21 protein-coding genes and 1 pseudogene are annotated in these 22,833 nt (G+C 67.6%); 20 read left to right on the top strand and 2 right to left on the bottom strand.

Going from position 1 to position 22,833, the window contains the following annotated elements:
- Nucleotide 1 precedes the first annotated feature (1 nt).
- The 19 genes and pseudogenes from BVG12_RS06610 to BVG12_RS06520 all read left to right on the top strand — a co-directional run bounded on the left by BVG12_RS06610 (nucleotide 2) and on the right by BVG12_RS06520 (nucleotide 19,992).
- A complete protein-coding gene (locus BVG12_RS06610) occupies nucleotides 2-649 on the top strand; it encodes a TetR/AcrR family transcriptional regulator (RefSeq protein WP_075791734.1) in 648 nt (215 codons plus the stop codon).
- A 64-nt stretch (nucleotides 650-713) separates the two neighbouring features.
- Nucleotides 714-1,658: a sugar phosphate isomerase/epimerase family protein gene (locus tag BVG12_RS06605; RefSeq protein ID WP_229503824.1), complete on the top strand. Its 945-nt coding sequence runs from the start codon at nucleotides 714-716 to the stop codon at nucleotides 1,656-1,658.
- A gap of 13 nt (nucleotides 1,659-1,671) precedes the next feature.
- Nucleotides 1,672-2,640 (top strand): sugar phosphate isomerase/epimerase family protein, encoded by a 969-nt coding sequence (locus BVG12_RS06600; RefSeq protein ID WP_075791733.1) that lies wholly within the window; start codon nucleotides 1,672-1,674, stop codon nucleotides 2,638-2,640.
- 20 nt (nucleotides 2,641-2,660) lie between these two features.
- Complete coding sequence (locus BVG12_RS06595) at nucleotides 2,661-3,893, top strand: MFS transporter (RefSeq protein WP_075791732.1); 1,233 nt, start codon at nucleotides 2,661-2,663, stop codon at nucleotides 3,891-3,893.
- Between the two features lie 20 nt (nucleotides 3,894-3,913).
- A complete protein-coding gene (locus BVG12_RS06590; RefSeq protein WP_075791731.1) occupies nucleotides 3,914-4,684 on the top strand; it encodes a TIM barrel protein in 771 nt (256 codons plus the stop codon).
- A 19-nt stretch (nucleotides 4,685-4,703) separates the two neighbouring features.
- The gene (locus tag BVG12_RS06585) at nucleotides 4,704-5,615 is read left to right on the top strand and encodes a LysR family transcriptional regulator (protein ID WP_075791730.1); all 912 of its coding nucleotides are present in this window, start codon (nucleotides 4,704-4,706) and stop codon (nucleotides 5,613-5,615) included.
- Nucleotides 5,616-5,634: 19 nt separating this feature from the next.
- Nucleotides 5,635-7,095, top strand: coding sequence for an MFS transporter (locus tag BVG12_RS06580; RefSeq protein WP_075791729.1), 1,461 nt, complete (start codon nucleotides 5,635-5,637; stop codon nucleotides 7,093-7,095).
- Between the two features lie 121 nt (nucleotides 7,096-7,216).
- On the top strand, nucleotides 7,217-8,446 hold the full coding sequence (locus tag BVG12_RS06575; protein ID WP_075791728.1) for an MFS transporter: 1,230 nt from the start codon (nucleotides 7,217-7,219) through the stop codon (nucleotides 8,444-8,446).
- Nucleotides 8,447-8,479: 33 nt separating this feature from the next.
- Nucleotides 8,480-9,472, top strand: coding sequence for a sugar phosphate isomerase/epimerase family protein (locus BVG12_RS06570; protein WP_075791727.1), 993 nt, complete (start codon nucleotides 8,480-8,482; stop codon nucleotides 9,470-9,472).
- Between the two features lie 13 nt (nucleotides 9,473-9,485).
- Nucleotides 9,486-9,863: a C-glycoside deglycosidase beta subunit domain-containing protein gene (locus tag BVG12_RS06565; RefSeq protein WP_075791726.1), complete on the top strand. Its 378-nt coding sequence runs from the start codon at nucleotides 9,486-9,488 to the stop codon at nucleotides 9,861-9,863.
- 13 nt (nucleotides 9,864-9,876) lie between these two features.
- Nucleotides 9,877-10,947 (top strand): sugar phosphate isomerase/epimerase family protein, encoded by a 1,071-nt coding sequence (locus BVG12_RS06560; protein WP_075791725.1) that lies wholly within the window; start codon nucleotides 9,877-9,879, stop codon nucleotides 10,945-10,947.
- Nucleotides 10,944-12,101 carry a Gfo/Idh/MocA family protein gene (locus BVG12_RS06555; RefSeq protein WP_075791724.1) on the top strand — a complete coding sequence of 386 codons (1,158 nt, stop codon included), beginning with the start codon at nucleotides 10,944-10,946 and terminating at the stop codon, nucleotides 12,099-12,101. Before BVG12_RS06560 ends, BVG12_RS06555 begins: the two co-directional genes overlap by 4 nt.
- A gap of 238 nt (nucleotides 12,102-12,339) precedes the next feature.
- A complete protein-coding gene (locus BVG12_RS06550) occupies nucleotides 12,340-14,568 on the top strand; it encodes a TonB-dependent receptor (RefSeq protein WP_075791723.1) in 2,229 nt (742 codons plus the stop codon).
- Between the two features lie 20 nt (nucleotides 14,569-14,588).
- Nucleotides 14,589-15,749, top strand: a complete 1,161-nt coding sequence (locus tag BVG12_RS06545; RefSeq protein WP_075791722.1) for an alpha/beta hydrolase family protein — start codon at nucleotides 14,589-14,591, stop codon at nucleotides 15,747-15,749.
- Between the two features lie 25 nt (nucleotides 15,750-15,774).
- Nucleotides 15,775-16,719, top strand: coding sequence for a VOC family protein (locus BVG12_RS06540; RefSeq protein WP_075791721.1), 945 nt, complete (start codon nucleotides 15,775-15,777; stop codon nucleotides 16,717-16,719).
- Nucleotide 16,720: 1 nt separating this feature from the next.
- Nucleotides 16,721-17,050 (top strand): annotated as a pseudogene (locus BVG12_RS06535) (Rieske (2Fe-2S) protein).
- A gap of 1 nt (nucleotide 17,051) precedes the next feature.
- On the top strand, nucleotides 17,052-18,182 hold the full coding sequence (locus BVG12_RS06530) for an FAD-dependent oxidoreductase (RefSeq protein ID WP_075791720.1): 1,131 nt from the start codon (nucleotides 17,052-17,054) through the stop codon (nucleotides 18,180-18,182).
- A 9-nt stretch (nucleotides 18,183-18,191) separates the two neighbouring features.
- Nucleotides 18,192-19,004, top strand: coding sequence for a cyclase family protein (locus BVG12_RS06525; RefSeq protein ID WP_075791719.1), 813 nt, complete (start codon nucleotides 18,192-18,194; stop codon nucleotides 19,002-19,004).
- 10 nt (nucleotides 19,005-19,014) lie between these two features.
- The gene (locus BVG12_RS06520) at nucleotides 19,015-19,992 is read left to right on the top strand and encodes a fumarylacetoacetate hydrolase family protein (protein ID WP_075791718.1); all 978 of its coding nucleotides are present in this window, start codon (nucleotides 19,015-19,017) and stop codon (nucleotides 19,990-19,992) included.
- Nucleotides 19,993-20,216: 224 nt separating this feature from the next.
- Here the strand turns inward: BVG12_RS06520 and BVG12_RS06515 are convergent, their stop codons facing one another.
- Entirely contained in the window at nucleotides 20,217-21,170 is a 954-nt protein-coding gene (locus tag BVG12_RS06515) for a PDR/VanB family oxidoreductase (protein ID WP_075791717.1), read from the bottom strand.
- A complete protein-coding gene (locus BVG12_RS06510; protein ID WP_075791716.1) occupies nucleotides 21,167-22,210 on the bottom strand; it encodes a Rieske 2Fe-2S domain-containing protein in 1,044 nt (347 codons plus the stop codon). Before BVG12_RS06510 ends, BVG12_RS06515 begins: the two co-directional genes overlap by 4 nt.
- 109 nt (nucleotides 22,211-22,319) lie before the next feature.
- Here BVG12_RS06510 and BVG12_RS06505 point away from each other — a divergent pair, with 109 nt between their 5' ends.
- Nucleotides 22,320-22,808, top strand: coding sequence for a MarR family winged helix-turn-helix transcriptional regulator (locus BVG12_RS06505; RefSeq protein WP_075791715.1), 489 nt, complete (start codon nucleotides 22,320-22,322; stop codon nucleotides 22,806-22,808).
- The last annotated feature ends 25 nt before the right edge of the window (nucleotides 22,809-22,833 follow it).

Below are 22,833 nucleotides of genomic sequence, written 5' to 3'. Positions count from 1 at the left end.
CATGGAGACCTCAACCGCCCACGCCAGGGCGCCCAAGCAGGGCCGCAGCCGGCAATCGTTCGATCGCATCATCGAGGCGACCATCGACCTGCTGCGCGAACGGCCTTACGACCAGATCACGCTGGCGGAGATCTGCCAGCTTGCGGGCGTCTCGACCGGGGCGCTGTATGGCCGCGTCACCGGCAAGGACGAACTGCTGCGTGCCGTGCAGGTGCGGTTCTTCGAGCGCCTGGACGCGGCGTTCACGGCGGAGGCGCAGCGCATCTCGGTCGAGGCGCACGGTCTCGCGCAGGTCGTGCCGGCCGTCGTGGCGGGCCTCGGCAACCTGCTGAAGGAGAACGCCAGCGTGCTGCGCTCCTTCATGCTGCGCGGCGCTGCGGATGAAGTCATCGGCGCGGCCGGCAAGAAATCCGCGCACGAGAACCACGCCAAGTTCAGCCGCCTCGTCGAAGCGTGCAGCGCCGAGATCCGGCATCCGAATCCGGCGCGCGCGATCGAGGCGAGCATGCTGCTGATCTATGCGACCCAGGCCCGTTTCCTCGGCCTGGACAGCTTCGGCGGCAAGGGAGAAGCGCGCGGCTGGCGCGAATTGCTGGAAGACCTGAGCGACATGATGCTGGCCTACCTGCTGTTCGTGCCGGAACGTTGAACGAGGGCGGCTTGTTGCCGCCATCTTTTTGATATTGAACATAACCAGAATTCTAATTACATATATGACGACCAATAAACTCCGCTGGGCCTATATGGATCACTGGCGCATCGACACGCCGCAGGGGCAGCTGTCGCAATACACGTCGGTGCAGCGCTTCGACGATTTCCTCAAGCAGATCGCGGCCATCGGCTACGAGGCGATCGAGACCTTCGACTTCCACCTCGGACCGCTGCGCGAACTGTTCGGGAGCCTGGAAAACGCGCGCGCCTTCATGCAGTCGCGCGGCATCGACAAGGTCCTGAGCCTGTTTCACGCCGTGATGTATGACGAGCGCCAGAGCGCGCCGCACGTCCGCTCGACGCACGACCATATCGTGGGCTACGCGGAACACATCATGCGCTCCAGCCAGGGCCTGGGCGTCGAAAACTTCATCGTCATGCCGGCGGGGCTGTACTACGACGTCGAGCCGGTCACGGACGACAAGATCCGCGCGTGCGCCGAGCTGTGGAACCGCGTTGGCGAGATGACGCAGAAATACGGCGTCAAAACGTGCTGCCACCACGAGTTCTTCTGCGGGATCCGCACCGCCGAACAGCTGCGCAAGTTCTACGAGTGGACCGATCCGCGCTACGTGTTCTTCTATTGCGACACGGCGCAGCATGTGATCGCGGGTGTCGACCCGGTCGACCTGTACCTCAAACTGCACGACCGCTGCGGCGGCTTCCACATGAAGGACACGCTGAACGTGGACCTGACGGGCGACTACCGCCGCCGCCCGGACGCCGAAGTGATGGCGCCGACGACGCCGCGCTGGTTCCACGAGATGGGCACACCGGGCGGCCTCGTCGACTTTCCCGCGCTGATGGCGGCGATGAAGGAGTGCGGCTACGAGGGCTGGGTCGGCGTGGAGCACGACAAGGCCGACGTCGGCGGCGGCAACTACCCAGAAAGCACGGCGCTCTCCGCCTGGTATATCCAGCACGTCCTGAAAAACATCTACGCCTGAACGGAAGACCAGCATGCAGAAACAGATCAAATGGGGCTACGCCCTGAACCAGTGGAAGGCCGGCTTCACGAGCTTCGCGCGCATGGAAGAAATCGAGCGCGCCTTCAAGGTGACGGCCGCCTGCGGCTTCGACGCCGTGGAACTGAACGCGGGCAGCGGCCGCTGGGACCCGATCGGCCGTCCGGAAAACATCACCGTCAATTTCGGCTCCAGCGACCACTTCCGCCTGAAGCTGAAGGACTGGGGCATCCGCCGGGTCGCGAGCACCTTCTTCGATCCGACCGTGATGAGCTTCGAGGAACTGCACTTCGGTTTGAATAGCACCCAGCCCGCCGACCATCCGCGCATCCTCGCCCAGGCGCGCGTGCATGCGGAACTGCTGGCCGAGCTGAAAGGCGATTGCCTCGTCGTGCGGCCGTTCCCTTCGTGGTGGAAGGAGGGGGGATTGAACGCCGAACGCATCGCCGCGGCGGCCGATTGCTGGAACGCGGTCGGCGCGATGACGGCGGAACTGGGCCTGAAGACGGTGCTGCACGTGGACGCGCTGTCCGCGCTGCGCACGGTCGAGGAGCTGGAGCGCCTGATGTCCCTGTGCGACCGCGCCAACGTCGGCCTGTGCTTCGACACGGCCGAACTGACGATCGCCGGCCACGACGTCGTCGCGCTGTACCGCCGCTTCCACGAGCGCGTGTGGCACTTCCAGTTCAAGGATGCGCTGGCGACGGATACGCTCGAGGAGTACAAGCTGCCGAACGCCGAGCGGGCGCTGATCGCGGCCGGCGGCGAACGCGAGATCGAGCGTTGGTTCGGCGAGATGGGCACGGGACTCGTCGACTTCCCCGCGCTGCTGGCCGTCATGCGCGAACTGGGTTACGCCGGCTGGGTCATCGTCGAAAGCGACAAGGGGCCGGCGCCGATCGCGACCGGCATGATGCTCAACAGCTGGTACAAACAGCGCGTGCTGGACCGCTGCCTGGACTGACCCGCCGAGAAAGGATCGCCGTGAATCCCGTTGAACTGACGTCTTCCGCCGCCATGCCGGCGCTGCCCACGGGCGCCACGCCGCGCCGTCACGGCGGTCTCGCGCAGGGCATCGCGCTGATGGCCATCGTGAACATGCCGTCGCTGGCGCTGTCCGCGCTGGTGCCGGGCCTGCCCCTGCTGTTCCAGCACTTCTCGAACGTGCCGCACTTCCAGCTGCTCGTCCCGATGATCATCACGGTGCCGTCGCTGTGCGTGGCGCTGATGTCGGGCTTCACGGGCATGCTGGCGGACCGCTTCGGGCGCCGCAACCTGCTGCTGGTCGCGCTGCTCGCGTTCTCGCTGCTGGGCCTGGCGCCGCTGATGTTCGACAGCCTGCCGTTGATCGTCGCCAGCCGCGTGATCGTGGGCGTGGCGGAAGCCGCGATCCTCACGGTCGGCAATGCGCTGATGGGCGATTACTTCGAGGGCGCGCAGCGCGAGAAGTGGCTCGGCTACCAGAACATGCTGTCGCCGCTGATCGGTTCCGCCATCATCCTGTCGGGCGGCCTGCTGGCGGGCGTGCACTGGCGCTACCCGTTCCTGCTGTACCTCGTCGGACTGGCCGTGTTTGCGCTGGCGTGGTTCGCGTGCTGGGAGCCGGAACGCGACCATGCGGCGCCCGCGCAGGGCTCCGCCGCCGCGGCTTTCCCTTGGCGCTCCACGCTGTTCGTGTGCGGCGTCACCGTGCTGTTCTCGATGGTGTTCTTCGTGCAGGCCGTGCAGCACGGACGCATCTTCGGCGACATGGGCGTCGCATCGCCCGAGCGCATCAGCGTGCTCGTGACCATCGCCAGCCTGGGCACGGTCGCCGGCGGCTATCTGTTCAAGCGCCTCGGCGGCGTGTCCGTTCCGCTGCGTCTCGCGATCAGCCTGGCCTTGTACGGCGTGTGCTACGTCGGCGTGGCGTGGGCGCCGAATCCCTCGGTCGGCCTGCCGCTCGACGCGCTGGGCCAGGTCGGCGGCGGCCTGCTGCTGCCGGCACTGATCGCGTGGGCGCTCACGCACTACCGGTTCGAGCACCGCGGCCGCGGCATGGGACTGTGGGGTGGCTCGTTCTTCCTCGGGCAGTTCCTCAGCGCGCCGCTGATGACCCTGGTCCAGGGCGCGGCCGGCACGTTCCTGGCCAGCGTCGCCGTCGTCGGCACGATCTGTCTGATCGCCGCCGTGGTTCTGGCCGCGTCAACGGCGGCGCGGCACCCGCTCACTCAATGACTTAAAGAAGAAAGACCAATATGCAATTCGCAGCTTGTATCGAATGGATGTTCGCCAACGGGAACGCCGACCTCGCGTCGCGCATCCGCGCCGCCCACGCGGCCGGCGTGCCGGGCGTGGAGTTCCACCTGTGGCGCGAGAAGGACCTCGACGCGATCGAGAAGGCGTTGAACGAGACCGGCGTACGGCTGGTCAGCTTCTGCGTCGAGCCCCGCTGCAGCCTCGTCGACCCGCTGGAGCACGACAAGGTGCTGGCCGCCGTCGCCGATGCGATCCCCGTCGCGCAGCGCTTCGCCGGCGCCGGCATGGTGGTGGCGTCCGGCTTCACGCGGCCGGACGTGCCCGCGCAGGACCAGCTCGACGCCGCCGTCGCCGTGCTGCGCCGCGCGGCCGCTATGGCGCATGACGCCGGGGTCGTGCTGTGGCTGGAAGCCGTCCACATGCTGCTGAACGGCCAGCGCATGTTCGTGGACACCATCGCGCGCGGTCTGGATATCGTCGCGGCCGTCGACAGCCCGGGCCTGCGCCTGCTGGCCGACGTCTATCATGCCGCGCAGACGAATGAAGACCTGGCTGCGGCCATCGGCGACCGCATGCGCCATATCGCGCACGTGCAGGTGGCCGACACGCCAGGCCGCCACGAGCCGGGCACCGGCACCATCGCCTGGCCCGCCGTGATGGGCGTGCTGCGCGAGAAGGGCTACGCGGGCGCCATCGGCCTGGAATACTTTCCCGGCGCCGGCGACGCGGAATCGCTGGCGCTCAGCCGGCGCGCGCTGGGCCTGGCGTAACCCGGGAAGGCGGCACGCGATGCGCTTCAATAAGCTCGACCTGAACCTGCTCGTCGTCCTGAACGCGCTCCTCACCGAGTGCAACATCAGCCGCGCGGCGGAGAAGATCTTCCTGAGCCAGTCGGCGACGAGCAGCGCGCTCGCCCGTCTGCGCGACTATTTCAACGACGAGCTGCTCGTCAGCTCGGGGCGCCAGCTGGCGCTGACGCCGCGCGCGAAGGAACTCGTCGAGCCGGTGCGCGAAGTGCTGATGCGGATCGACAGCACCATCGCCACGCAGCCCCAGTTCGAGCCGGCCACCGAGACGCGGACGTTCACGATCCTCGTCTCCGACTACACGATGGCCGTGCTGGTGCCGCCGCTGCTGGAAGCGCTGTACCGCCAGGCGCCCGGCGTGCGCGTAAGCCTGCGCCACCAGTACGACCGCCAGCCGGCGGACGTGCTGGAGCAGGGCGACGCCGACTTCCTCGTGATCCCGTCGCAATACCTCGCGAAGGAACACCCGTCCGCCGTACTGTTCGAGGAAGACTATCTGTGCGTGACCTGGGAAGGCCACAGCCGCATCCAGCACAGCCTGACGTTCGACGACTACCTGTCCTGCGGTCACGTCATCCCCACGTTCGCGAGCGCCAACCCGTTGCCGACGCTGGACGGCTGGTTCATCGAAAGCTACGACGTCAAGCGCCGCGTGGAAGTCACGGCGCCGACGATGACCGGGCTGCCGTCGCTCGTCGTCGGCACCGACCGCATCGCTACCGTGCACCGCCGCATCGCGCTGCGCGCGCTGGAATCGCTGCCGATCAGGGTGTGGGAACCGCCGCCGCGCATCCCGCGCCTCGTCCAGTCGCTGCAATGGCACCGCCATCGCAACAACGACCCGGCCATCCGCTGGCTGCGCGACCTGTTCGTCGACGTCGCCCGCGACGTCTAACCTTATTAAGAGTCCCGGAATGATCGAATCCGTTTCCAGCGCGGAGGGCAGCGCTCACCATGCCGCCGCGCAGTACAGCCACCGCCGGCGCACGCTGGCGCTGATCGCCGTTGCCCTCGCGTTCGTGATCGACCTGCTCGACACGACCATCGTCAACGTCGCCGTCCCGTCCATCGGCACGACACTGCACGCACCGAAGGCGGCGCTGGAGTGGATCGTGGCCGGCTATGCCACGGCGTTCGCCGTGCTGCTGATCGTCGGCGGCCGGCTCGGCGACAGCCACGGCTACCGCCGCATGTTCCTGCTCGGGATCGCCACGTTCACGACGACGTCCGTCGCCTGCGGCCTGGCGCCGGACACCCTGAGCCTGCAGGTCGGGCGCCTGCTGCAGGGCGCCGCCGCCGCGCTGATGGTGCCGCAGGTGATGGCTCTCGTGCAGGTGATGTATCCGCCGGAGGAGCGCTACAAGGTCTATACCGTGTTCGGCTTCCTCGGCGGCTTCTCGGCCGCGCTGGGACCCATCGTGGGGGGCCTGCTGATCGATGCCGACTGGCTCGGCCTGGGCTGGCGCCTCACGTTCCTCATCAACCTGCCGCTGGGACTCGTCAGCCTCGTCGCGGGCGCGCTGCTGCTGCCGCCGGGCCGCGGCGTGCATCCGGTCGCCGTCGACGTGCGCGGCGCCTTGCTGTCCGTACTGGTGCTGTTCGCGCTGCTGACGCCCCTGATCGAAGGACCGGCGCGCGGCTGGCCGCCGGCCTTGACCGCGCTGCTGCTGGGCGCCGTGCCGCTGGGCTGGATCACGTGGCGCCACCTGGCCGCGCGCCAGGCCCGCCACGGCGACGCGCTCGTCGACCCCGCGCTGTTCCGGCTGCGGAAGGTCGGACTCGGGCTGCTGTGCACCCTGTGCGTGAACCCGATCATGCCGGGCTACCTGCTCGTGATGACGTTCGTGCTGCAGACGGGCAGGGGCCTGTCGGCGTCGCAGATGGTCTATGCCTGCGCGCCGATCGCGTTCGGCGCGATGACCGGGATCACGCTGCTGGGACCCCGGCTGAACCGGCGCATCGGCGTGCGCACGCTGCTGGCCGGGATCGCGGTGTCCGCGACGAGTCTCATCCTGTGCGCGCTGGCCTTGCGCGGCGGCCTGTCCTGGCCGCTGCTCGTGGCGGCGCAATTCGGCATGGGTATCGGCCTGGGCCTGTGCGGGCCGCAGCTGTCGTACGCCACGTTGCGTGACGTGCCCGTGTCGTCCGCGGGCGTCGCGGCGGGGTTGCTGACGACCGTGCAGCAGGTCGCGGCCGCGTTCGGCGTGGCGCTGGCCGGGCTCGTGTTCTTCCACGGCCTGGATGCGACGGCGGCCGAGGGGTGCCGGCGCGCCTATCTGCACGTGCTGCCCCTGTTGCTCGGCTTGCTGGGGGCGGGCGCGTTCGGCGCGGCGCGACTCGTACGCGCGATGGACGCCTATCCACGGGGTCGATAGCAGCTATCCAAACAATCGCCCGACACCCGCAATTTTTCACTTGGGAAAACGGGAATAAGTCGATATCATAATTCTGGTTCTATTTCCTGCGCAAGACAGGATAACGACAAGGAGACACACGATGCGCAGCAACCCCCCACGGTCCTCCGCGGCCGTTCCCACCAAGCGCCAGGCCGACTGGCGCCAGGGCTGGATCCTCGTGATCTCCGGCTTCCTGCCCGTGATGGCGATCATCGCGCTGGCGCCCACCCTGCCCACCCTGCTGGGTCACTTCCGCAACGTGCCCAACCCGTCCCTGATGGTGCCCCTGTTGATCACCGCGCCCAGCGCCTGCATCGCGCTGTTCGCGCCCGGCGCCGGCGTCATCGCGGACCGCTTCGGCCGCCGCCCGCTGCTGCTGTGGTCCATGGCGTTCTACGGCGCCGGCGGCCTCGTACCGTTCTTCATCGATAACTTCTGGGCCGTCGTCGCCGGCCGCTTCGTCATCGGCTTCGGCGAGGCGGGCGTGCTCACGGTCGTGAACACGCTGCTGGCCGACTACTTCGAAGAGAAGGAACGCCACCGCTGGCTGATGATCCAGGGCGTGGTCGGGTCCGTGCTGGGCACCGTCACCATCGCCGGATCGGGCTTCCTGGCCGCGCGGGGCTGGCAATATCCGTTCCTCGTGTACGGCGTCGCGATCCCGATCCTGCTGGCCAGCCTCGCATTCCTGTTCGAACCGGAACCGCGCCGCAAGCAGGCCGGTGCCACGCAGCCCGCGGCGACCCGGTTCCCGTACGCCGTCGCGCTGATGGTGACCGGCGTGACCGTGCTGCTCTCGACCATCTACTACGTCCAGGTCATCAACTTTTCCGTGCTGCTGAAGGACCTCGGCGTCACCGATCCCAAGTCGATCGGCCTGTCGATGGCGCTGCCCAGCATCGGCGTGCCGCTGGGCGCGATTCTCTTCAAGATGACGACGCGCTTCGGTGCCGGTACCCAGATCTTCCTCGTATTCCTCGGCTATGCGATCGGGCTCGCCGGCATCGGCCTGGCGCCGGACTACAAGGTGGCGCTGGCGTTCGCCTTCGTGCAGCAACTGGCCAACGGCCTGATCGTGCCGGCGCTGATCGCCTGGGCGCAAAGCAAGTTCTCGTTCGAGCACCGCGGCCGCGGCATGGGCTGGTGGGCGAGCTCGTTCTTCGTCGCGCAATTCCTGTCGCCGGCCGTCGTCAATGTGATGCGCGCGTCGGTCGGCAACCTGCAGGGCGCCTTCCTGGCGTTCGGCCTCATCGCGGCGGCATGCGCCGTCGGGGCCTGCCTGCTGCATTACCGGGCGTCGCGTTCCGCCCGCCCGCAACCGGGCATGTAAGCCACTTTTTCCACGCCAGCAATCGAGGACCCCATGACTACCCAGCATCGCATCAAGCGAGGCGTCTCGCTGTACAGCTACCAGTACGAGACCTTCCTGCGCAAGATGACGCTCGACGACTGCATCGCCCACGCCGCCGGCCTCGGAGCGCGCGGCATCGAAGTCGTCAGCGAACAATCGTTCACCGGCTTTCCGGACGTCCCGGAGGCGCAAATCGCCAACTGGTTCGCATCGCTCGACCGCCACGGCGCCTACGCCCAATGTCACGACATGTTCATGGACATCAAGCTGTACAAGGACCGTCGCCTGAACTTCGACGAGATGGTCGCGTCGCTGGAGCGCGACCTGCACTTCGCCAAGCGCATCGGTTGCCCGACGGTGCGCATCATCGTCAACACGCCGCCGGAAGTGGTCGTCGCCTGCGTGCCGCTGGCGGAAAAGCTGGACATCCGCATGGGTATCGAGGTGCACTCGCCGTTCCACTTCGACCACCCGTGGATCCTGCGTTATACGGAGATCACGCGCGCCACGGGCTCGAACCACGTGGGCTACGTGCCGGACATGGGGATGTACATCAAACACTACCCGCCCGTCTTCCGCGACCGCTTCCTGCGCATGGGCGCGACCCCGAAGATCGTCGAATTCATCCTGCAGGCGCACGAGGCGCGCGTGCTGCCGGACTATGTGATCATGGATGTGCGCAAGCTGGGCGGCAATCCGGTCGACCTGCAGATGGCCGAGACGCTGCGCCACAACATCTGGAGCAATCCGCGCCGCATGCTCGAATTCATGCCGTGGATCTTCCACATCCACGCCAAGTTCTACGAGATCGACGACACCGGCAACGAGCCCGCGATCCCGTACGACGAGATCATCCCCGTGCTGATCGAGGGCGGCTACGACGGCCACCTGTCGAGCGAATACGAGGGCCAGCGTCACATCGAGGACGCGTTCGAGGTGGATGGCCGCGAGCAGGTGCGGCGCCAGCAAGAGATGTTCAAGCGCCTGTTGGGCGAAGCGGCATAACGAGGAGCGCAGCATGTACGACAAACACATCATTTACCCCGATTCGCTGCGCAACGACGGCGACGGCTGGCGCATCGGCGTACGCCTGCCTTACTACCGCGGCCAGGTGCTGTCGGCCGTGGAAGACATCGCGCTCGCCGTCGACGGCCACAAGGTGCCGCGCGACGACGTACGCTTCACCGTGCGCGGCAAGACGTGGACGCTGGACGAACTGGAAACGACCTACGACGAGCGCTGGGAATTCGGCGAAGTGGCCGACGTGTCCGTGCGCCAGGCCGGCGGCCTCGCGCCGGGCAAGCACAGTGTCACGGCCGCCGTGCAGTTGCGGATCTCGTACCTGCCCTGGAGCCCGGTGACGTCCTGCACGACCGAATTGTCCATCGCAGCGTAACGGGAGGCGGCGCATGAGCACGACGATCAAAGGTCCGGCCATCTTCCTCGCGCAGTTCGCCGGCGACGCCGCGCCGTTCAACGACTGGGCGGCGATCACGCGCTGGGCCGGCAGCCTTGGCTACAAGGGCGTGCAGGTGCCGTCGAACGACCGCCGTCTGTTCGATCTCGCCCGCGCGGCGGAAAGTAAAACGTATTGCGACGAGGTCGCCGGCATCGCGGCGGAAAGCGGCGTCGCGATCACGGAGCTGAGCACCCACTTGCAGGGCCAGCTGGTGGCCGTGCATCCGGCCTACGACGAAGCGTTCGACGGCTTCGCGCCCGCGGACCTGCGCGGCAACCCGGCGGCGCGCCAGCGCTGGGCCGTGGAGCAGATGCTGCTGGCCGCGAGGGCGTCGGCGAATCTGGGCCTCGCGGCATCGATCAGCTTTTCCGGCGCGCTGGCCTGGCCGTTCGTCTATCCGTGGCCGCAGCGCCCGGCAGGCCTGATCGAGACCGCGTTCGACGAACTGGCGCGGCGCTGGCGCCCGATCCTCGACGCCTACGACGACGCCGGCGTGGACCTCGCGTTCGAGCTGCACCCGGGCGAAGACCTGTTCGACGGCGCCACGTTCGAGATGCTGCTGGAGCGCGTCGGCCGACATCCGCGCCTGAACATCGCGTACGACCCGTCGCATTTCCTGCTGCAGCAGCTGGACTATCTGGGCTTCATCGACCGTTACCACGAGCGCATCAAGGTCGTGCACGTGAAGGATGCCGAGTTCCGTCCCGACGCGCGCCAGGGCGTGTATTCCGGCTACCAGCCGTGGGCCGACCGGGCCGGCCGCTTCCGGTCACTCGGCGACGGCCAGGTCGATTTCAAGGCCATCTTCAGCAAGCTGGCGCAGTACGACTTTCCCGGCTGGGCCGTGCTCGAATGGGAATGCTGCCTGAAGCATCCGGAGCAGGGCGCGGAAGAGGGCGCGCGCTTCATCCGCGACCACATCATCCGCGTGACGGACAAGGCGTTCGACGATTTCGCGGGCGCCGCCTCCGACGCGGAGCGCAACGCACGCCTGCTGGGCATCGCGGGAGGTGCGCGATGACGGCCGGCCGCATCCGCCTCGGCATGGTCGGCGGCGGCGAGGGCGCATTCATCGGCGCCGTGCACCGCCACGCCGCATGGCTCGACAACCGGTATGAACTGGTGGCCGGCGCGTTCTCGTCGAACGCCGACACGTCGCGCCGCTCGGGCGCGGCGCTCGGGCTCGACCCGGCGCGCGTCTATGCGGATTATGCGCAGATGGCGCGCGAGGAAGCCCGGCGCGACGATGGCATCGAGGCTGTCAGCATCGTCACACCGAACCACATGCATGCGCCGGTGGCCCGCGCGTTCCTGGAAGCGGGCATCCACGTCATCTGCGACAAGCCGGTGACGACGAATAGCGGCGACGCCCGCGCGCTGCAGGCCCTTGCCGAAGAGCGCGGCCTGATCTTCGCCGTCACCCATAACTACTCGGCGTACCCGATGGTGCGCCAGGCCCGCGCGATGGTGAGGGAGGGCCAGCTCGGCGACATCCGCGTCGTGCAGGTCGAATACGCCCAGGACTGGCTCGCGGAGCCGCTGGAACAGACCGGCCAGAAGCAGGCCGCCTGGCGCACGGATCCGGCACGCGCCGGCGGCGGCGCCATCGGCGACATCGGCTCGCATGCCTGGCACCTGGCCGATACCATCGTCGGCGTGCCGGTCGAATCGCTGTGCGCCCAGCTGAACACCTTCGTGCCCGGCCGCGCCATCGATGACGACGTGCAGGTGCTGCTGCGGTATGCCGGCGGCGCGCGCGGCATACTGTGGGCCAGCCAGGTGGCGCCGGGTCACGCGAACGACCTGCGCATACGCGTGTTCGGCAGCAAAGGCGGCATCGAGTGGCGCCAGCAGCAGCCGAACGAATTGCTGTGGACACCGCTGGGTGAGCCCACCCGCATTCTCGAACGGGGCGGTCCGGGCACTTATCCCGCCGCGCGGCGCCTGAGTCGCGTGCCGGCCGGCCACACGGAAGGCTATATCGACGCGTTCGCGGCGCTGTACGCGGAGGTGGCGCGGCATCTGCTGGCACGGCGCGGCGGTTCCGCGCAACCTGACCTCGGCGAGGCATGGTTCCCGACCATCGCCGACGGCCTGCGCGGCGTCCTGTTCATCGAGACGGTGCAGGCGTCGTCGTGCGAAGGCGGCGCCTGGCTGCCGCTTCCTGCGCAATAAGCATCGAACGTAGTCACACGGATCCGGACGGGCGCCCGCGCACCCGGCGGGTCCGCGCGTCCCGACGGGACAGGTTTCCCCGCCGTGTCATCGATCCGTTCACGTTTGCATATCCACGGCATCGATAGCTCGAATCCAAATTATCGGATTGGGAAAACCGGGCAAAACACATACCATTTTTCGCATGACATCAGCCCACGGCAGCCATCAGAACTGCCGGATTAATTGGAGACCCACCATGAAGAGCCCCACGCTGTCCGTCCTCGCGCAATCCCTGTTCGCGGCCGGTTACCTGTCCGCGTCGAGCGCCGCATTCGCGCAGACCGACGAAGTGAAAACCGAGGCCGCACCGAAATCCAAAGGCATCGCGGAAGTCATCATCACCGCGCAGAAAGTCGCCCAGCCGGCCAGCAAGACGCCCGTCGCGCTGTCCGTGATGTCCGGCGAAGACCTGAAGGACGCCGGCGTGACCGACGCCCGTTCGATGGCCGAGATGCTGCCGAATGTGGAGATCTCGAAGGAGAGCGGCATGCTGCAGGTGGCGATCCGGGGCGTGACGAGCCTGGACATGACGGAAAAGGGCGACCCGTCCGCCGCGTTCCACATCGACGGCGCCTACGTGCCGCGCTACGAGGCGCAGACGGCCGCGTTCTTCGACCTCGATCGCATCGAAGTCCTGCGCGGGCCGCAGGGCACGCTGTACGGCCGCAACGCGACGGCCGGCGCCATCAACCTGATCACCAACAAGCCGACCAACAAGCTGGAAGGCAGCGTGGGCGTCGACATCGGCAACTACAACACCCGCCGCATCGATGGCGTGATCAACGTCCCGATCAATTCGATGTGGGCCCTGCGCGCCGCCGTCAATACGAACAAGCACGACACCTACCTCAAGCCGGGTCCGAACAAGGTTCCGCTGGAGAGCCAGGACGACAAGTCCGGCCGCGTCCACCTGCTCGGCAGGTTCAACGCCGACACCAGCCTGCTGCTGACGGCGGAATCGAGCAAGATCCAGGGCGGTCCGCCGGCGCCGGTGCCGAACACGAACTTCTTCGCGGGCACGCTGGTCGAGAACCTGCCGTTCTCGCCGCCGGGTACCGGCAACAACATCCAGAACCCGGTGTACGTGGACCGCGGCTCGGACACGCAGCGCACGACTGGCGCGCCGTTCAAGCAGGACGCGAACGCGCACCGCGACAACCGCGCCGATTCCTTCCGCGGCGAGTTCAAGACGCGCCTGAGCGCTGTCGACATGACGTACCAGGTCGCCAGCATGAACCTGTACCTGGACCAGGTGAACAACGGTATCTACTTCGGCTTCCCGTTCACCAATCCGCTCACGGGCGACAGCCGCGCGATCTCGCACGAATTGCGTTTCAATTCGATGGGCACCGGTCCCCTGCGCTGGGTCGCGGGGCTGTACTACTTCAACGAGACGATCCACCGCGATTCCTCGTACAACACGTACATCACCGCGCCGTTCGGCAGCTTCACCGTCACCCAGCCGTTCAATTCCGTCATCACGAACAAGTCGAACGCGGCGTTCGGCCAGCTGACGTACGACCTGCGCCCGGACACGCGCCTGACCTTGGGACTGCGCGGCACCCGCGACCGCAAGACGGGCGAAGACCCGCTCGGCGGCGCGCCGGCCAAGCCGGGCGCCACGACGAGCGACCAGGCCTATACGGCGGACGTGCGCTTCCGGAACACCAGCTGGAAGGTGGGCCTCGACCACGACCTGATGCGCAACATCATGGTGTACGCGAACGTGTCGACGGGCTACAAGGCCGGCGGCTTCAACAGCGCCAAGGCGGCCGGCAGCTACAAGCCGGAGACGCTGCGCGCCTACGAGGCCGGCATCAAGGGCCGCTTCCTCGAGAACACGCTGCAGCTGTCCGCCAACGTCTTCCACTACGACTACAAGGACCAGCAACTGACGACGACGTCGTGCCGGACGAACGACCCGAGCACCTGCGATTCGTACACGGTGAACGCGGCGAACTCCAAGGTCGACGGCGTCGAGCTGGAAGGCAAAATGCGCGTCGGCGACGACGGCGAAGTGCGCGCCTCGCTGTCGCTCACGGATGCCCAGTTCAAGAACTACAAGCCGTCGGCGACCGTCGACGACTCGGGCCAGCACCTGGATCGCGCGCCGACCTCCACCGCGAACCTGGCGTACACGCACCACTTCGCGGTCGCCAGCGGCGGCGACGTCGCCGCCACGATCGGCACGCATTTCATGGGCGCCTACCTGATCAGCGACCTGGCCGCGAACGTGCGCTACCGCCAGCCGGCCACCCATAAATCGGACGCGTCGGTCACCTACACGGACGGTGGCGGCCACTGGACCGTGCAGGCCTACGTCCGCAACATCGAGGACACGATCAAGATCGAGAGCCGGGTACCGGGCGGCTTCTTCGTCAGCGATCCGCGCACTTACGGCGCGCGTGTCGGATACAACTTCTGATCTAAAGCCAGGTATCGAGCATGTTCAAGTATTTTCCCACCAATTACGTCTGGAACCTTTCGGTCGATCTCGCGATCGAGATGGGAGCCCGGATCGGCGAGATCGAGGCCATGTGCGCGCCGTTGCAGGAAGCGGCGAAGCAGCCCGACGCCGCCGGCACGAGGGCCTTCCGCGAAACCTGGTCGCGCATGGCCGACAAGCTGTGCGGCCTCGCGGAAGAGGACGAGGCGCGCGGCCGGCTGATCTCCGCCGGCGACAAGTACAACCGCGCCGCGATCTACCTGCTGACCGCCGAACGGCTGCAAGCGCATGGCGCGCCGGGCCGGGTCGAACTGTACCGACAGTTCCTCGACGTGTTCGCCCGCGGCGTGAAGCTGTCGGGCGAGAACTGCGAGCGCGTCGAAATCCCGTATGGCGATGCGCACATCCCGGGCTTGTACGTACGGGCCGAAAGTGTCACCGGCCCGGCGCCGATCCTCGTCCAGGTCAACGGCCTCGACTCGACCAAGGAAATGAAGTACCGCGTGGGCCTGCCGGCCTGGCTGGCGAAGCGCGGCGTGTCCTCGCTCGTGATCGACCAGCCGGGCACCGGCGAAGCGCTGCGGCTGCACGGCATGCACGCCGTGTACGACAGCGAGCGCTGGGCCAGCAAGGTTATCGACTGGCTCGAGACGCGCGCCGATGTCGACCCGAAGCGCATCGGCCTGGAAGGCGTGTCGCTGGGCGGCTATTACTGCCCGCGCGCCGTGGCGTTCGAGCCGCGGTTCGCGATGGGTGTCGTCTGGGGGGCGAACCACGACTGGCGCGACGTGCAGAAGAAGCGCCTGGCGAAAGAGGGCAGCTTTCCCGTGCCGCACTACTGGGAACACGTGCGCTGGGTGTGGGGGGCCAGGGACCAGGACGACTTCATGCGCATCGCCGAGAACGTGCACCTGGACGGTATCCTCGACCGCATCAAGGTGCCGTTCCTCGTCACGCACGGCCAGAAGGATTCCCAGATTCCGCTGCACTGGGCCGAGCGCACGTACGAGCAGCTGGTCAACAGCCCGAAGCGCGAACTGAAGGTATTCACGGAGCGCGAAGGCGGCGTGCAGCACTCCAGCTTCGACAACTCGGCCAATGCCGGTGCGTACATCGCCGACTGGGTGGCCGAAACCCTGGGCGGCCGCACCGCCCTCTGAACATTGATACGACAGAGAGAATCACATGAATATCATCGGACCCGACGCGCTGGTCTTCGGCGTCGACGACGTCGCGGCGTGCACGCAATACCTGACCGACTACGGCCTCACCCCGGTGGGCGAAGGGCGCTTCGAGGCGCTCGACGGCACGGCGATCGTCGTGAAGCACAAGGACGACACGTCGCTGCCCGCGGGGCTCGGCACGGCCAGTATGCTGCGCAAGACGGTCTACGGCGTGGCCGACGCGCAGGCGCTGTCCGCCATCGCGGTGGAACTGGGCCGCGACCGCGACGTGCACACGCTGGCCGACGGCAGCCTCGAAACCACGGACGATATGGGCTTCGTGCTCGGCTTCCAGGTGACGGTGCGCCGTCCGCTGGACCTGCCGGCGGAAGCCGTGAATGCGCCCGGTGCCTACAACCGTCCCATCAACCACACGGCCGTCGACGAGAACGCGCCCGCGCTGCCGCGCACCCTGTCGCACGTCGTCTACTTCGTGCCGGACGCAGCCAAGGCCGAAGCGTTCTATGTCGAACGCCTGGGCTTCGCATGCACCGACCGCCTGCTGGGCGCGGGGCCGTTCCTGAAGCCGGCCGGCACACCCGATCACCACACGCTGTTCCTGATCCAGACGCCGCCGTTCATGAAAGGCTGCGAACACTTCACGTTCCACCTGGGCGGGCCGACGGAAGTCCTGCAGGCGGGCACGCGCTTCGTGAACAAGGGCTACCAGTCGTTCTGGGGGCCGGGCCGTCACAAGATGGGTTCGAACTGGTTCTGGTACTTCAACAGCCCACTCGGTTGCCACGTCGAGTACGACGCCGACATGGACTTGCACGACACATCGTGGATGGCGCGCGCCGTGCCGATGAGCGCCGATGCCTCGCAGCTGTTCCTGTTCCAGCAGAGAGATAAATGGGCGCCGGGAGGACCGCCGCCCGGTGCGGCCGGTGCCGGCGAAAGGCATTGACGTGTTCCTGTGCCGGCTCGACGACCTGCCGGACGGAGACGCGCGCGGCTTCGATCCGGGACGGACCGGCCAGGACACCGTGCTGGTGGTGCGCCGCGCCGATGTCGTCTAAGGCTGGCGCGACGCCTGCCCGCACCACGGCGGCACGCCGATGGCCTGGCGCAAGGACGCCTACCTGAACGCCGCGCGCGACCGCATCGTGTGCGCGGCCCACGGCGCCCGGTTCGACATCGGGACCGGCGTCTGCACGCTCGGGCCGTGCCTCGGCCAGCGCCTGCAGCCGGTCGGACTGGAGGTCCGCGACGACGAGATTCACATTCGGGAGACATGACATGGCAGCGCCAGTCAACAAAGTTCTGATCATCGGCGGCGGTTTTTCCGGCATGGCCGCCGCCATCGAATTGCGCAAGCGGGACGTCGACGTCGACCTGGTCGAGATCGATCCGGGCTGGCGTTCCTACGGCGCCGGCATCAGCCTGGGCGGCGCGACGATGCGCGCGCTCGTGCAACTGGGCGTGATCCATGCCTTTTTGGCCGAGGGCGCGGCGTCGGACGGGGTCGAGATCCACATCCCGACGGGGCAGAAGGTCGCCGAGCTGCCGACGCCCCGCCTGGCGGGTCCCGACATTCCGGGCAACGGCGCCATCATGCGGCCCGCGCTGGCGCGCATCCTGGCCGATGCCACCCGCGCGTCCGGCGCCAACGTGCGCCTGGGCTGCACGTTCACGAAGATCGAGCAGGACGGCGCAGGCGTCGACGTGACGTTCACCGACGGCACCACGGGCCGCTACGACCTCGTGATCGGCGCCGACGGCCTCTACTCGAAAGTGCGCGAGACCGTGTTCCCGGACGCGCCCAGGCCCGCCTACAGCGGCCAGGGCGTCTGGCGCGCCGTGCTGCCGCGGCCTGTCGACGTGAACGGCACGATGATGTGGCTCGGACCGAAGATCAAGCCGGGTCTGAATCCGGTGTCGAAGGACGCCATGTATTTGTTCGTGACGGAAGACCGCGCGACGAACGATTTCATCGACCCGTCAGAATTCCTGGCGCGCGTAAAAGCGCTGCTGGCGCCGTTCCCCGACCCCCGGCTGCAGCGCGTGCGCGACCAGCTGAACGACGATTCGCAGATCATCTACCGCCCGCTGGAAAGCCTCTTGATGCCGAGCCCCTGGTACAAGGGCCGCGTCGTGCTGATCGGCGATACCGTGCACGCGACGACGCCGCACATGGCGTCCGGTGCCTGCATCGGCATCGAGGATGCGCTCGTGCTGGCCGACGAACTGGCGCGGGCCGGTAGCATCGACCAGGCGCTCGACCGCTACCTGGCGCGGCGCTGGGAACGTTGCCGCCTGGTCGTGCAGAATTCGGGCCGGCTGGGCGAGATCGAGATCGCCGGCGGCGACAAGGAAGAACATGCCCGCATCATGCGCGCGACGCTGGCCGCGCTCGCGGCACCCATCTGAGGAGACAACATGCCCCGCCACTTCATCGACTTGTCGATCTATCTGGAAAACGAAGTCCTGTCCGATCCGCCGCCGCTGGCGCCGAAGATCACGTACCAGAAGCATCAGGACACGCTGCACGAATTCATGGCCATGATCCCCGGTACCACGCCTGCGGACTATCCGGACGGCGAAGCGGCGGCCGCGGAATGGGTCACGATGACGACGCACAGCGGCACGCACCTGGACGCCCCGTACCACTTCCACTCGACGATGGACGCGAAGACGGGGGAGAAGAAGCGCTCGATCACCATCGACGAAGTGCCGCTCGAGTGGTGTTTCCAGCCCGGCGTGAAGCTGGATTTCCGTCACTTCCCGGACGGCTACGTCGCCACCGCGGCCGACGTGGAAGCGGAACTGAAGCGCATCGGCCACGACCTGCAGCCGCTGGACATCGTCATGGTCAACACCCGCGCCGGCAGTCGCTACGGCCACAACGATTACGTGTCGGCCGGCTGCGGCATGGGCTACGAAGCGACGATGTATCTGCTGGAGCGGGGCGTGCGCCTGACCGGGACGGACGCGTGGAGCTGGGACGCGCCGTTCTCGTACACGGCGAAGAAGATCGCCGAGACGGGCGATGTGTCGCTGATCTGGGAAGGGCACAAGGCCGGCCGCGACATCGGCTACTGCCACCTGGAGAAGCTGCACAACCTGGAAGCGCTGCCGGGGCACGGTTTTTATGTTTCCTGCTTCCCGCACAAGGTGCGCGCGGGATCGGCCGGCTGGACACGCGCCGTGGCTATCGTCGACGACGCCCTGCTCGCGTTGCCGCGCCGCTGAAGGAGACCGCATGAAACTGGCCACCTATCGCGACGGTTCGCCCGACGGCCGCCTGCTCGTCGTCTCGCGCGACCTGCGCCGCGCCGCCGACGCCGGCACGATCGCACCGAACCTGTTGATGGCGCTGGAGCGCTGGGACAGCGCCGCTACGGCCCTGCAGCGGCTGTCGGACATGCTGAACGAGGGCGCGGCGCCCGCCAGCTTCGTGTTCGAACCGGCCCGCTGCATGGCCCCGCTGCCGCGCACGTTCCAGTGGTGCGACGCCTCCGCCTTCCTGAACCACGGCCGTCTGATGGAGCGCGCGTTCAATACACCGCCGATTCCCGATTTCGACACGGTGCCCGTGATGTACCAGGGGGCGTCCGACGATTTCCTCGGCCCGTGCGACGACGTGCCGCTGCCGGACGAGGCGCTGGGCATCGACTTCGAGGGCGAGTTCGGCGTCGTCGTCGACCGCGCGGCGATGGGCGCCACGCCCGCGCAGGCGTTATCGGCCGTACGCCTGGTGGTGCAACTGAACGACTGGAGCCTGCGCGCGCTGGGCCCGCGCGAGATGAAGAGCGGCTTCGGCTTCCTGCAGGCGAAGCCGTCGACGAGCTTCGCGCCCGTCGCCGTCACGCCGGACGAACTGGGCGACGCGTGGCGCGATGGCCGCGTGCACCTCGACCTCGAGGTCGAATGGAATGGACAGCCGTTCGGGCGCCCGAACGGCCGCGAGATGAATTTCGGCTTCGGCGAGCTGGTCGCGCACGCGGCGCGCACGCGCAGGCTGGGCGCGGGCACGATCGTCGGTTCCGGCACCGTGTCGAACGCGGACCGCGCCGCGGGCTCGGCCTGCATCGCGGAGCGCCGCGTCATCGAGATCATCGACCATGGCGAACCGAGGACGGGCTTCATGCGCTTCGGCGACCGCGTGCGCATGTGCGCACGCGGCGCGGATGGCGACTCGCCGTTCGGCGTCATCGACCAGCGGGTCGTGCGCGCCTGACCTTTCACGTTGTCTCTTCGCCGGTGCCTGGCGCGCAAGCGCCCGCACCGGATTTTTTCAGTTCGCCAGGCATTGCGGAACTGTGAAGGTGTCGCAATCGCCGTCGTTCCCGCACTAGGCGTCCCCTTGGCGGGGACGACGGCGGGATGCCGCACCGAACGCAGGCAGATAGAACCAGGCATGCGCCGTCAGGTCCGATCCGGGCCGGGCGCGCACGTACCGTCTCAAAGATCGAGGACGAGCCTTGCGCTCCTGGCGCGCGAGCAGCACGGCGTGAACTGGTCGTTGGCGGCGTGTTCCTCGTCGGTCAGGTACATGTCGCGGTGGTCGGGCCTGCCGTCCAGGACGCGTGTCAGGCACGTGCCGCACATGCCTTCTTGGCATGAATACGGGATGTCGACGCCATGCTCGGCCAGGACCTGGATGACCGTGCGGCCGGCCGGTACCGTCACCACCTTGCCGCTGGATGCCAGCTCGACGTCGAACGCCCCATCACGGCTCGTGTCGACGGCCGCGCCCGCGAAATACTCCACGTGCAGCTGCGACTGCGTCCAGCCCTGCGCCCGCGCGGTCGCCAGCACATGCTCGATGAAGCCCGCCGGCCCGCACACGTAGAGACGGGCGTTCGCGTCCGGTTGCGCCAGCAGGGTGGCCGCATCGAGCTGCCCGCTCGGCGCGTCGTCGAAGTGGAAATGCGCGCGGTCGGCGAAACCGGACGACAGGATGCGCTCCCGGAACGCGGCCCGCGCGGCCGAGCGGGCGCAGTAATGCAGCTCGAACGCCGCGTCGCGCGCCGCCAACGTTTCCGCCATCGCGAGGAGGGGTGTGATGCCGATGCCGCCCGCCAGCAACAGCGTGCGCGGCGCCGGCACGAGCGGGAAGTGGTTTTTCGGCGCGCTGATCGCCAACCGGGTGCCAGCGTGCACGCGCTCGTGCATGGCCTGCGAGCCGCCGCGCGACGCGGCGTCGCGCAGGACGCCGATCAGGTAGCGGTGCGTTTCGGACGGCGGATTGCACAGCGAATACTGGCGCACCAGCCCATCGCCCAGATGCACGTCGATGTGGGCCCCGGCCTCGAACGCCGGCAGCGCACCGCCGTCGACCCGCACCAGTTCGTAGCTGAAGATGCCGTCGGCCTCGCGCGTGCGGGCGGCGACGATGACGTCGATGGTGCTCATGCCGTCTGCTCCCCATGCTGTTCGCGGGCCAGCCACCGGTCGATGATGCGGCGCGACTGGACGCCCCCGGCGTCGATGTTCAGCATCAAGAGCTTGCGCTCGGGATGGCGCAGGATGTTCTGCTGCTGCAGTTCGAGCATGGCGCGGTCCTCGCTGAAAATCTTGCCCTGGCCGTCGCGGATCGTGTCCGTGAGCGCTGTGTCGTGCGGCCTGAAATTGCGCGCCATGCCCCAGAAATACCAGTGCGACGTCTCGGTCTCCGGGGTGATGAAATCGACGACGATGCTGGACGCCTTGTGTTCCGGGGCCGCATGGTAGCCGCCCTTGCCGGCGTGGGCCACGCCCACCTCGATCATCACGTGGCTGGGCGGGTTGAAGCGGCAGATCTGCCAGCGGTCGACCGGCACGTCATCGGGCAGGCCGTTGCCGCGCAGCGCGGCGCGCCAGAACGGCGGGGCCATGATGTTCTCCATGAAGCGGCTCGTGATCACCTGCTCGCCGTCGACCTTCGTCGTCACGGGCGCCTCGTCGATCTCCTTTTGTCCGATGCTCGACGCGTGCACATAGGTCTCGTGGGTCAGGTCCATCAGGTTGTCGACCATCAGCCGGTAGTCGCAAGCGATGTGATACAGCCCGCCGCCATAGGCCCATTCCGGATTGTCCGCCCATTCGAGGTGGTGGATGGCGGCCGGGTCGGCCTGTTCCCGGTCACCGGGCCAGACCCAGATGAAACCGTGGCGCTCCTCGACCGCGTAGCTGCGGATCCAGGGAAAGCCGCGCACACGCTGTCCGGGCATCGCGACGGCCCGGCCTTCGCAGCCCATCTCCAGGCCGTGGTAGCCGCACACGAGGTTGCCGTCGCGGACGAAGCCCAGCGACAGCGGGGCGCCGCGGTGCGGGCAGAAATCCTCGACCGCGGCGACCTTGCCGCCTTGGCCGCGGTAGAACACGATCTTTTCGCCGCAGATCTGCCGGCCCAGTGGCTTCTCCGCGATTTCATCGGGCGTACATGCCACGTACCACGCGTTTTTCGGGAACATCGGTCGTCTCCTGTCTCGGTTGTTGATATTCAGTGTACTGAATGTGTGGGAAAGTATCATCCTTTTGCGTGAAGAAGTAAACTGCGGTTTCACTCTTCACGCCGCACCCATGACCACCGAACCCATCCCCGACCATCTCGACCTCTACCAGCATCCGGGCCATTTGCTGCGCCGCGCCCAGCAGATTTCGGTGGCGCTGTTCTACGACGAGCTGGGCACCGAACTGACGCCGGTGCAGTATGCGATCCTGAGCCGGCTCGCCGAGCATCCCGGCATCGACCAGGTGTCGCTGGCGGGGCTTGCCGCGATCGATACGTCGACCGGCGCCACGGTCTGCGTGCGGCTCGAGGAAAAGGGACTGTTGGAGCGGAAGGTGATTCCGCATAACCGGCGCCAGCGCGCGCTGACGATCACGCCGGCCGGCGTCCGCCTGCTGGCGGAGCTGGAAGCGGGGGCCCAGCGCCTGCGCGACCGCCTGCTGGCACCCCTGGCGCCCGCCGAGCGGCGCAAGTTCATGGCCCTCTTGACCAAGCTCGTGGACGGCAACAACGCGCAGAGCCGCGTGCCGCTGGCCAGCCCGGGCACCGGGGACGGCTGACCGAAGGGTGGATGGCGAGCCGGCG

It is taken from the genome of Massilia putida (genome assembly GCF_001941825.1).
GTDB classification, from domain to species: Bacteria; Pseudomonadota; Gammaproteobacteria; order Burkholderiales; family Burkholderiaceae_D; genus Telluria; species Telluria putida.
This window is presented reverse-complemented; position numbering and strand designations above follow the sequence as displayed.

What these genes read in the sequence shown, in the direction of transcription:
- BVG12_RS06610 (WP_075791734.1), top strand. Translation starts at nt 2, where the DNA reads ATGGAGACCTCAACCGCCCACGCCAGGGCGCCCAAGCAGGGCCGCAGC.
- BVG12_RS06605 (WP_229503824.1), top strand. Translation starts at nt 714, where the DNA reads ATGACGACCAATAAACTCCGCTGGGCCTATATGGATCACTGGCGCATC.
- BVG12_RS06600 (WP_075791733.1), top strand. Translation starts at nt 1,672, where the DNA reads ATGCAGAAACAGATCAAATGGGGCTACGCCCTGAACCAGTGGAAGGCC.
- BVG12_RS06590 (WP_075791731.1), top strand. Translation starts at nt 3,914, where the DNA reads ATGCAATTCGCAGCTTGTATCGAATGGATGTTCGCCAACGGGAACGCC.
- BVG12_RS06585 (WP_075791730.1), top strand. Translation starts at nt 4,704, where the DNA reads ATGCGCTTCAATAAGCTCGACCTGAACCTGCTCGTCGTCCTGAACGCG.
- BVG12_RS06580 (WP_075791729.1), top strand. Translation starts at nt 5,635, where the DNA reads ATGATCGAATCCGTTTCCAGCGCGGAGGGCAGCGCTCACCATGCCGCC.
- BVG12_RS06575 (WP_075791728.1), top strand. Translation starts at nt 7,217, where the DNA reads ATGCGCAGCAACCCCCCACGGTCCTCCGCGGCCGTTCCCACCAAGCGC.
- BVG12_RS06570 (WP_075791727.1), top strand. Translation starts at nt 8,480, where the DNA reads ATGACTACCCAGCATCGCATCAAGCGAGGCGTCTCGCTGTACAGCTAC.
- BVG12_RS06565 (WP_075791726.1), top strand. Translation starts at nt 9,486, where the DNA reads ATGTACGACAAACACATCATTTACCCCGATTCGCTGCGCAACGACGGC.
- BVG12_RS06560 (WP_075791725.1), top strand. Translation starts at nt 9,877, where the DNA reads ATGAGCACGACGATCAAAGGTCCGGCCATCTTCCTCGCGCAGTTCGCC.
- BVG12_RS06555 (WP_075791724.1), top strand. Translation starts at nt 10,944, where the DNA reads ATGACGGCCGGCCGCATCCGCCTCGGCATGGTCGGCGGCGGCGAGGGC.
- BVG12_RS06550 (WP_075791723.1), top strand. Translation starts at nt 12,340, where the DNA reads ATGAAGAGCCCCACGCTGTCCGTCCTCGCGCAATCCCTGTTCGCGGCC.
- BVG12_RS06545 (WP_075791722.1), top strand. Translation starts at nt 14,589, where the DNA reads ATGTTCAAGTATTTTCCCACCAATTACGTCTGGAACCTTTCGGTCGAT.
- BVG12_RS06540 (WP_075791721.1), top strand. Translation starts at nt 15,775, where the DNA reads ATGAATATCATCGGACCCGACGCGCTGGTCTTCGGCGTCGACGACGTC.
- BVG12_RS06530 (WP_075791720.1), top strand. Translation starts at nt 17,052, where the DNA reads ATGGCAGCGCCAGTCAACAAAGTTCTGATCATCGGCGGCGGTTTTTCC.
- BVG12_RS06525 (WP_075791719.1), top strand. Translation starts at nt 18,192, where the DNA reads ATGCCCCGCCACTTCATCGACTTGTCGATCTATCTGGAAAACGAAGTC.
- BVG12_RS06520 (WP_075791718.1), top strand. Translation starts at nt 19,015, where the DNA reads ATGAAACTGGCCACCTATCGCGACGGTTCGCCCGACGGCCGCCTGCTC.
- BVG12_RS06515 (WP_075791717.1), bottom strand. Translation starts at nt 21,170, where the DNA reads ATGAGCACCATCGACGTCATCGTCGCCGCCCGCACGCGCGAGGCCGAC.
- BVG12_RS06510 (WP_075791716.1), bottom strand. Translation starts at nt 22,210, where the DNA reads ATGTTCCCGAAAAACGCGTGGTACGTGGCATGTACGCCCGATGAAATC.
- BVG12_RS06505 (WP_075791715.1), top strand. Translation starts at nt 22,320, where the DNA reads ATGACCACCGAACCCATCCCCGACCATCTCGACCTCTACCAGCATCCG.